This is a genomic window from Elusimicrobiota bacterium, assembly GCA_028718185.1.
In the GTDB taxonomy this organism is placed as follows: Bacteria; Elusimicrobiota; UBA8919; order UBA8919; family UBA8919; genus JAQUMH01.
This window is the reverse complement of record JAQUMH010000002.1, coordinates 145,985-155,015: the sequence shown is the minus strand read 5'-3', so window position 1 is coordinate 155,015 and position 9,031 is coordinate 145,985. Positions and strand designations below refer to the sequence as shown.

Below are 9,031 nucleotides of genomic sequence, written 5' to 3'. Positions count from 1 at the left end.
AAAATTATAAAAACTTTCTTTAATCAGCCGCTACACTTAAAATTATTTTCTCTTTTTTTTATTTTCATAAAAAAATAATGTAAATAAAAAATTTGTTTACATTTATTTTCTTTTTCATTTTACCGATACAAAATAAAGCAGAATAACCTACCTCGAAATAAAAAAAATCAAACAAAAAGAAAAGTACTTGACAAACTATATGTAGTATATATAATACCTCTACCGTAGCACAAGTTGTATTGAAAGTTTGCTATTTAGTGTAATAAAAATCAAGGTATAGTATAGGTTGTAGATATGAAGTGTCCATTTTGCGGAGAAAATGATTGTGATGTTAGCGATACTCGCCCCATTGAAGGCAGTTCAATAATAAAAAGAAGAAGGGAATGCACAGGTTGTAAAAGACGGTTTACTACTTACGAAAGAATAGAAATCCAACCTCTGACAGTAATTAAATTAGACAATAAAAGGGAACCTTTTGATGTAGAAAAATTGACTAAAGGCATCAGATTAGCATGCCTTAAAAGACCTGTATCTGAAGACACCGTAGAAAAACTTGTAAGTGAAATAGAAATGGAGTTGCGTGACTATATAATGGAAGTGCCTTCAAAAGATATAGGTGAGATGGTTTTAAGGCGGCTCAGAAAAATTGATGAAGTTGCATATGTAAGATTCGCTTCGATTTACAGGAAGTTTGATAGTATAGATACATTTTTAAAGGAATTTAAAAGGTTAAGAGGCAGGAGCAATAAGAAGGCGGGAAGTAGGGAATGGGAAGTAGAAAGTAGGAAGTAGGGAGTGGAAAGTTGAGAAACATCCACAGTACACATTGTTTCAAGGGGGAAGAGATGGCGGATAAAAGTTGTGAGTCTGGTAGTTGTTCGTTGCCGCAGGAGAAGATTGATTTCATCAAGATGTCTAAGACTTCACGTGCCACTGCCGGTGCTACTGCCGTGCTTGATGCCGGCGTAAAGCAGAATGTGTCCGGGATAAAAATTAAAATCTTTGGTAAAAAAGACTGCAGTATATGCAAATCTTCAACTGAAAAAATTAACAGTTATAAAGCAAATATTAAAAATCAGCCGGCAGTTATTTATTATGATATGGATACGCTTGATGGATTAACTGAAGCAGCGATTTATACCGCGTTTGATGTTCCTACGATTGTTGTAGAAAAAGATGGGCATGAGTTGAAGCGTTGGAAAGCCGCTCCATCAGAAGAGGAAATGAACAATGCGTGTAGCGGGTTGTCTTGAAACATCTCTTCTTGATTGGGAGGGAAAAGTATCTTGTGTTTTGTTTCTGTCGGGTTGTAACTTTCGTTGTCCTTGGTGTCAAAATAAAGACCTTGCCTTAGGAAAAATTGAAAACAAGATATCTGTAAAGGAAATACTCCAAAAATTCAAAGATAAAAAGAATTGGGTGGATGGTTTTGTTATTACAGGCGGCGAACCGGCTCTTAATAAAGATTTGAAAAATATTATCTTGGAAATCAGGAATAACGGTTTCCTTGTAAAAGTTGACACCAATGGTTCGAGACCTGATATTATAAAAGACATTATTTCATCCGGTCTTGTTGATTTTGTTTCAATGGATATTAAAACAGCGTTGAATAAAGAGAAATACAATGCTGCCTGCGGGATAGAAGTGGATTTGGATGCAATTAACAAGACAATAGATATTTTATTGAATTCATCTATCGGGTATTCGTTCAGAACAACTGCTGTTCCGGGAATTGTAAGTATAGAAGATATAGAAGAAATTATTAAAAGGATAAGTTCTGCTAAGTCGCAAAAAGATGTTACCGGCAGGGCGAAATATAAAAGATATGTCGTTCAGAAATTTATTCCACATAATACTTTAAGCGAAGAATATATAAAAATCAAACCATATTCGGAGAAGGAAATGGAAAGAATGGAGGAAATGTGTTATGCAGAAGTATTTTAGTTTTGTGAAGAAAGAAGATGAGAGGTTGGAACCATTCGACTACAAAAAAGTTATTGCATCAGTTACCAGGGCGAGCAAGGAAGGCGGTAGTGAAAATAAAGAAGTAATAATGAGGATTGCGGGGAAAATTTCAAAATTTCTGAAAGCAAATTATCTTCCCGGGGAAACGATTACAACACAGACATTAAGCGATGCTATAGAAAAAGTTCTTGTCGAGGAAAAATTTGAACAGACGTTTCAGGCATACCAGAGAAGGCGCGTTGAAAAAAATGAGATGCGGAAACGGATTAGGATAGCGAAGAGAAAAGACAAAAGCGATACGACAGATTTATCTCTTTTAGTTCAGGCAGAAGTTGAAGAAGAGACCTCTCTTTGGGATAAAAATAAGATTGCCGATGCGCTTGTAAAAGAAGCAGGCATTTCGCATATCGATGCCCGTAAAATTGCGCACGATGTCGAGAAAAGACTTATATCGTCCGGTGTTGATAAAATAACGACCTCCTTGTTAAGAGAGATGGTTGATAATGAACTTCTTACTGCCGGGTACGCTTCAAAAATAAAAAAGCAGATGTCTTTGGGTATTCCGACATATAATTTGGAACAGATTATATTTTCAAAAGGAAAAGAGAACTCAAATATTGCAGAGCATAATCCGGAAGCGATAAATCTGGCTATAGCGGAAATCACACTTAAACAGTATTCCTTGAATAATATATTTTCAAGGGATGTCGCTGATGCTCACCTTGATGCCCGTATACACCTGCACGATTTGGGATATCCTACACGCGTTTATTGTTCAAGCCACTCACTTGAATATCTGAAAAAATACGGACTGGAATTAGAAAATCTTGAGGTTATATCTTCTCCTGCAAAACATGCAAGGACACTTACCGGACACCTTAATACATTTCTCGCTTCGATGCAAGCGTATTATGCCGGAGCGTTGGGTGTCGGATATTTGAACATATTTTATGCACCGTATCTTGTCGATATGAGTTACGAGGGAATGATTCAGGAAGCACAGTATTTAATTTTCTCGCTTTCGCAATCGGCATTTTCCCGCGGCGGTCAGGTATTGTTTCTGGATGCAAATATACATACGGGAATACCGGCATACTTGAAAAATGTACCTGCTATAGGACCCGGCGGTAAATATACGGGAAGGACTTATGCTGATTACGAAAAGCAGGCGCAAATGTTTGCAATGGCTCTTCTTGAAGTATGGAGACGGGGCGATAAATGCGGCCATATTTTTGCTTTTCCAAAATGTGATTTACACGTAAATGATGATTCATTTTCAGATCCTAACCAAAGAAAAATTCTTGAATACGCATGTCTTGTTGCCTCGGAAAACGGGACGCCTTATTTTGTTTTTGACAGGGATGAGGTTACGCTTTCCGCATGCTGCCGTTTAAGAACTAAAATAACGGATAATTATATGGTTGAACATCCGGAATCAATGCGGTTTTGCGGGTTTCAGAATATTACATTAAATCTTCCTCAGGCGGCATATCGTGCCGGTAAAGGAAATATTGATAAACTGTTAACTGAAATATCAGATGATATGGATTTAGCGGTAAAAGCGCATATTCAGAAAAAGGGATTTGCAAAAAAACTCATGTCAGGCAGAAACATGCCGCTTTACCAGATAGGCAAAGTTGCGCTTGACGGCAAGCCGTATGTTGATTTGGAAAAGTCAACATATATATTAGGTATGGTAGGACTTAATGAATGTGTTCAGTATTTAACAGGGAAACAGCTTCACGAAAGCGAGGATGTATTCCGGTTAGGTTTGAAAATTATATCTTTTATGTACTTGAAAACAAAGGAATACGAGAAAAAGCATAACTTAAAATTTGCGCTTGAAGAAAGTCCTGCAGAATCAGCCGCCAGGCGGTTGGCAAAAGTAGATTTACAGAGATATCCGCAAGCAAGAGAAGTTATAAAGGGTGATATAGAAACGGATGAATACTACTATACAAACAGCGTTCATTTTTCTGCAAGTGCTCCTGTAAGCATTATTGATAGAATAGTAAAACAGAGCCAGTTCCACTCGCTTATAGAAAGCGGAGCTATTATACACGCATTTATAGGTGAAGAAAAACCGCAGGCATTATCGGTTTTGAATCTTATTGAGAAAACATGGAAAAACACGAAATGTGCACAGATAACGATTTCACCGGAGTTCACAGTCTGTAATGATTGTAACAGGATGGTTCGCGGTTTAAAGGATAGTTGCTTAAGGTGTAACTCAAGTAATGTCTATGGGGTAACGAGAATAGTCGGTTACTATTCAAGAATACCTAACTGGAACAAGTCGAAAATAGGAGAATTAAAAGACAGGCATAAAGGAAATTATTCAGTGGAGGGAAGTAATGTTAGTCAAGGTGACAAAATTGAGGAAAGAAGTAAAGTTGCCACAGTATCAGCACAAGGGTGATTCTTGTGTTGATTTAATAAATGCGGATAAGGAAGTTTCTATTAAACCATTTGCGAGGCAACTTGTTCCGACAGGTTTAAAAGTTGCTATTCCGGAAGGTTATGAAATACAGGTAAGGCCAAGAAGCGGTTTGGCATTGAAAAAAGGTCTTACTGTATTAAATACTCCCGGGACTATAGATTCGGGATATAGGGGCGAAATCGGAGTAATTTTGTATAATAGTTCTAATGAAGAAGTTAAAATAGAAAGCGGTGAAAGAATCGCGCAGGCAGCTCTTTGTAAAGTAGAACAGATTTCATGGGAAGAAGTGGAAGATTTAGATATAACAAAAAGAAACGAAGGCGGATTTGGTTCCACGGGACATCAATAAAAGTAGTTATAGAGTTCGTAGCGTTGTAGTGTTTATAGGGTTGTTAAAACTCTAAACCCTAAAACCCTATAACTCTAAAACTCTATAACTTTCAAAAACACATTACACATTTTTTAAAGGAGGAAGGTTTATGCCGTTTTTTATTGGGAGAGATAGGGAAGCTAGAAGAGCTTATGGGTTTGACGAGGTTGCACTTGTTCCTTCAACAACGACAATTGATATTGATGATGTGGAAGTTAATACCAGGATTGGGGATTTAAAACTTAAAATACCGTTTTTAGCGTCAGCAATGGACGGGGTTGTAGATGTAAAATTTGCAATAGCTTTTGGTAAATTAGGCGGTCTTGCTGTTTTAAATTTAGACGGTGTACAAACCAGGTATGAAAATCCGGAAGAAGTTATAGAAAAAATCAGAGAAGCATGCAAAACAAAAGGTACGAAATCAACTGAAATCATACAAAAAATATATGCAGAACCTGTAAAAGAGAAGTTAATATCTAAACGGGTGTCGGAAATAAAAAAAGGCGGCGGTTTGGTCTCCGTTTCAACAATTCCTAAAAATGCTGAAAGATATTCTAAAATAGCGCAAGAAGCAGGTTGTGATGTTTTTGTCATTCAGTCAACAGTTACTTCAGCCAACTTTGTTTCAAGCAGGCAGGAAAAGGTTGACTTGAAGAAAATATGCAGCTCGCTAAAGATTCCGGTAATAATAGGAAATACTGTTACTTACGCACCGACAATAGAATTGATGGAAACCGGTTGTTGCGGAATTCTTGTAGGTGTCGGTCCCGGTGCTGCATGTACCACACGGGGAGTTTTAGGAATAGGTGTGCCTCAGGTAACGGCTATCATTGACTGTGCATCAGCAAGGGATTTTTATTATAAGAAAACAGGTAAGTATGTTTCAATAATTGCGGACGGCGGGATGGTTACCGGTGGTGATATTTGCAAGGCGTTCGCCTGCGGGTCCGATGCAGTTATGATTGGTTCAGGTTTAGCAAGAGCGGAAGAATCGCCGGGTAGAGGATACCACTGGGGCATGGCGACAAGTCATAAAAATCTTCCAAGGGGAACAGGTGTTTTTGTGGGGCTTACAGGAAGTGTTGAAGAAATACTTTTAGGTCCTGCAAAGACAGATGACGGAACTCAGAACCTTGTCGGTGCTTTAAGAACCAGTATGGGTTCACTTGGTGCAAAGAATATAAAAGAAATGCAGCTTGTTGAAATTATAATAGCGCCTTCAATAAAACATGAAGGTAAGGTTTTGCAGAAAGCACAAAGTGTGGGTATGGGTAAATAGTCGCTCACAAACAAATTTTCTTGAGTCGCTCGGCACCAACTCGCTCTGAGATTTGCTCTTGAAAGCGTAGTCGCAAATCTAGGCTCTTCGAAAATTTTTTGCTCGCTTACGATTAAGTAAGGAAAATTTGTTTGAATTGCACACGGCAAGAATAGTTATAGAGTTTATTGAGTTAAAACCCTAAAACTCTATAACCCTATAACTCAATAACCCAATTAATTTCTTGCTTACCTCGATTAAAAAAGGAAAAAAACAAAATGATGATAATTCTTGATTTTGGGTCGCAGTACACTCAGCTTATTGCAAGAAGGATTCGTGAAATGAATGTTTTTACTGAAATTCTTCCTTGCACGGTGTCTATTAGTGAAATTTTGAAAAAATCGCCGGAAGGGATTATTTTATCAGGGGGTCCTGCTTCCGTGTTTTCTAAAAATTCTCCTTCTTGTGATATTTATACTTTTAATCTGGGGATACCTATTTTGGGGATTTGTTATGGAATGCAGCTGACTGCGAAGATGTTCGGCGGGAATGTTGTGAAAGGTGCTTTGCATGAATACGGGAAATCAAAAATATTTATTGATAAGAATAATGTTCTCTTTTCCGGAATTCCAAAGAGTTTTAATGTATGGATGAGCCATTCCGACAAAGTTAAGACTTTACCGAAAGAATTTGTAAGAATAGCGCATACGGACAATATAAGTAACGCCGCTATTGTAAATGAGAGCAAAAATATATATGGCGTTCAGTTCCATCCTGAAGTTGCTCATACTGAATACGGGAAAGAAATATTAAGAAATTTTATTTTTAAAATTGTAAAAGCAAAAAGAAACTGGAGTTTAAAAGAATTTGTTAAAAATCAGATTTCTTATATAAGAAAGCAGGTAAAAAATTCAAAAGTTATTTGCGGAATGTCCGGAGGGATTGATTCATCTGCACTGGCTATGATGTTGCATAAAGCAATAGGTAAGAATCTGTTTGCTATTTTCGTGGATAACGGACTTTTAAGGAAAACAGAAACAGAAAGAATGAGGGAGTTATTTAAGCAAAAATATCGTTTTAATATACGTATTATCGATGCAAAAGATATTTTCTTAAGAAAATTGAGAGGTGTTACGGACCCGGAAAAGAAAAGAAAAATCATCGGCAGGGAATTTATTAACGTCTTTGACAGGGAAGCAAAAAAAATAAAAGGCGTTGAATTTTTAGCTCAGGGGACGCTTTACCCGGATTTAATAGAGTCGCGTGCCGTTAAAGGTCCTTCTTCCATAATTAAATCACATCATAATGTAGGCGGGTTGCCGGAAAAAATGAAACTCTCACTTGTTGAACCTTTAAAGTATTTATTTAAAGACGAAGTGAGAGTTATTGCAAAAGATTTAGGGCTTCCTGATGAAATTGTACATCGCCAGCCGTTTCCCGGTCCCGGTCTTGCTGTAAGAATTATAGGGGATATAACCGAAGAAAAATTAAGAATATTGAAAGATGCAGATTATATTTTAATTAATGAAATGAAAAAATCCGGATATTATTATAAAGTATGGCAATCATTCGCTGTTCTTCTGCCGATAAAAACAGTAGGTATTAAGGGCGATAGAAGGAGTTACGAGAATGTGATTGCAATACGTATTGTAGAAAGTCTGGATGGTATGACAGCAGACTATACGGAAATGCCGCACGAGATATTACAGACGGTGTCATCAAGAATAACCAATGAGGTAAAAGGTGTTAACAGGGTTGTATATGATATTACTTCAAAACCACCCGCAACAATAGAATGGGAATAAGTAGATATAGTGAAAAAGTACTCCTCAACTCTTTCTTCTCCCCTACGGGGAGAAGATGAAAGATGAGGGGAATATTATAATATTTTTAGCTGACAGATTTGGTAAAAAGTTATGAATAAAAGAGAAATAGTTTTAGAAACACTGAAACATAAAGATTGCGGTATTGTTCCTTATAATATAGATTTTACTATAGCTATGCGGGAAAAAGTAAGGAAATATTTAGGGCTGGCAAGTGCCGAAGAAGTCAGCGGAAAACTGGGTAATTTTTTAGCCCAGTTAAATATAGGTACTGTTACAGGTCCCTCCGAGGGAACGATTGACGAAATTTATTATTCAAAAAAAGTAGGGAATAATTTATATATGGATGACTGGGGAGTTGTATGGAGAAAGGAACCGGGAGATGATATCGGGGTAGTTGCAGATGCTCCGCTTAAAGAAGATAATTTAAAGAAATTCAAAGCTCCTGTCCCGGTGAGCAGGGGAAAATATCTTGAGAAATTCTGCAAGGAAAATCCTGATAGGTTCAGGTTGGTTAGTTTAAGTTCTCCGATATTTCAGAGAGCGTGGTTTTTGAGAGGCATGGAAAACTTTTTAGTAGATATGGCTCTAAATAAGGAATTTGTTCACGAATTAATTGATATTATTATGGAATATACTGAAAAAGTAGTTAAAGAGGCAATTCAATATGATATTGATGCCATAATGTTCTTTGATGATTGGGGACAACAAAACGGTCTTATCATGTCACCTCAAATGTGGAATGAATATATTAAACCCGGAATACGAAAATTGTGCGGGATTATTAAGGAAAAAAATAAAATAGTTTTCATGCATAGTTGCGGGAATATTGAGTGTGTAATACCGGATTTAATTGAGATAGGGGTAGACGTGCTTAATCCGGTTCAGCCTGAAATTATGGATGTTTATAAAATTAAAAAACTATATGGGAATAATCTTTCGTTTTACGGCGGGATTAGCACCCAGGAACTTCTGCCTCGTGGAACAGTTGACGAAGTAAAAAAAGATGTTATGAACAAATTAAAAGAATTGGGTAAGAATGGCGGGTATATTTTGGCACCTGCACATGCAGTACAAGCTGATGTTCCGGTTGAAAACATTATGGCTTTTGTTGAAACTATGCAAAAACAATAGAAGATGGTATTGAAATTGATTTTTAGTAAAAGGAGCGAATA

The 9,031-nt window shown here is 37.0% G+C and carries 8 protein-coding genes; all 8 read left to right on the top strand.

The window, feature by feature from the left end:
- The first annotated feature begins 294 nt into the window (after positions 1-294).
- The 8 genes from nrdR to PHE88_05225 all read left to right on the top strand — a co-directional run bounded on the left by nrdR (position 295) and on the right by PHE88_05225 (position 8,990).
- Positions 295-792: a transcriptional regulator NrdR gene (gene nrdR, locus PHE88_05260; GenBank protein ID MDD5687224.1), complete on the top strand. Its 498-nt coding sequence runs from the start codon at positions 295-297 to the stop codon at positions 790-792.
- A gap of 53 nt (positions 793-845) precedes the next feature.
- Positions 846-1,253 (top strand): hypothetical protein, encoded by a 408-nt coding sequence (locus PHE88_05255; GenBank protein ID MDD5687223.1) that lies wholly within the window; start codon positions 846-848, stop codon positions 1,251-1,253.
- Positions 1,231-1,944 carry an anaerobic ribonucleoside-triphosphate reductase activating protein gene (locus PHE88_05250; protein MDD5687222.1) on the top strand — a complete coding sequence of 238 codons (714 nt, stop codon included), beginning with the start codon at positions 1,231-1,233 and terminating at the stop codon, positions 1,942-1,944. The genes PHE88_05255 and PHE88_05250 overlap by 23 nt, the downstream gene beginning before the upstream one ends.
- Positions 1,928-4,384, top strand: a complete 2,457-nt coding sequence (gene nrdD, locus PHE88_05245; protein MDD5687221.1) for an anaerobic ribonucleoside-triphosphate reductase — start codon at positions 1,928-1,930, stop codon at positions 4,382-4,384. The genes PHE88_05250 and nrdD overlap by 17 nt, the downstream gene beginning before the upstream one ends.
- Positions 4,320-4,754: a dUTP diphosphatase gene (gene dut / locus PHE88_05240; GenBank protein ID MDD5687220.1), complete on the top strand. Its 435-nt coding sequence runs from the start codon at positions 4,320-4,322 to the stop codon at positions 4,752-4,754. Before nrdD ends, dut begins: the two co-directional genes overlap by 65 nt.
- A 130-nt stretch (positions 4,755-4,884) precedes the next feature.
- Complete coding sequence (locus tag PHE88_05235; protein MDD5687219.1) at positions 4,885-6,054, top strand: GuaB3 family IMP dehydrogenase-related protein; 1,170 nt, start codon at positions 4,885-4,887, stop codon at positions 6,052-6,054.
- Positions 6,055-6,311: 257 nt separating this feature from the next.
- The gene (guaA, locus tag PHE88_05230; GenBank protein ID MDD5687218.1) at positions 6,312-7,838 is read left to right on the top strand and encodes a glutamine-hydrolyzing GMP synthase; all 1,527 of its coding nucleotides are present in this window, start codon (positions 6,312-6,314) and stop codon (positions 7,836-7,838) included.
- 111 nt (positions 7,839-7,949) lie between these two features.
- A complete protein-coding gene (locus PHE88_05225; GenBank protein ID MDD5687217.1) occupies positions 7,950-8,990 on the top strand; it encodes a uroporphyrinogen decarboxylase family protein in 1,041 nt (346 codons plus the stop codon).
- The last annotated feature ends 41 nt before the right edge of the window (positions 8,991-9,031 follow it).

Coding starts and splice junctions, on each gene's coding strand:
- nrdR (MDD5687224.1), top strand. CDS start 295: ATGAAGTGTCCATTTTGCGGAGAAAATGATTGTGATGTTAGCGATACT.
- PHE88_05255 (MDD5687223.1), top strand. CDS start 846: ATGGCGGATAAAAGTTGTGAGTCTGGTAGTTGTTCGTTGCCGCAGGAG.
- PHE88_05250 (MDD5687222.1), top strand. CDS start 1,231: ATGCGTGTAGCGGGTTGTCTTGAAACATCTCTTCTTGATTGGGAGGGA.
- nrdD (MDD5687221.1), top strand. CDS start 1,928: ATGCAGAAGTATTTTAGTTTTGTGAAGAAAGAAGATGAGAGGTTGGAA.
- dut (MDD5687220.1), top strand. CDS start 4,320: ATGTTAGTCAAGGTGACAAAATTGAGGAAAGAAGTAAAGTTGCCACAG.
- PHE88_05235 (MDD5687219.1), top strand. CDS start 4,885: ATGCCGTTTTTTATTGGGAGAGATAGGGAAGCTAGAAGAGCTTATGGG.
- guaA (MDD5687218.1), top strand. CDS start 6,312: ATGATGATAATTCTTGATTTTGGGTCGCAGTACACTCAGCTTATTGCA.
- PHE88_05225 (MDD5687217.1), top strand. CDS start 7,950: ATGAATAAAAGAGAAATAGTTTTAGAAACACTGAAACATAAAGATTGC.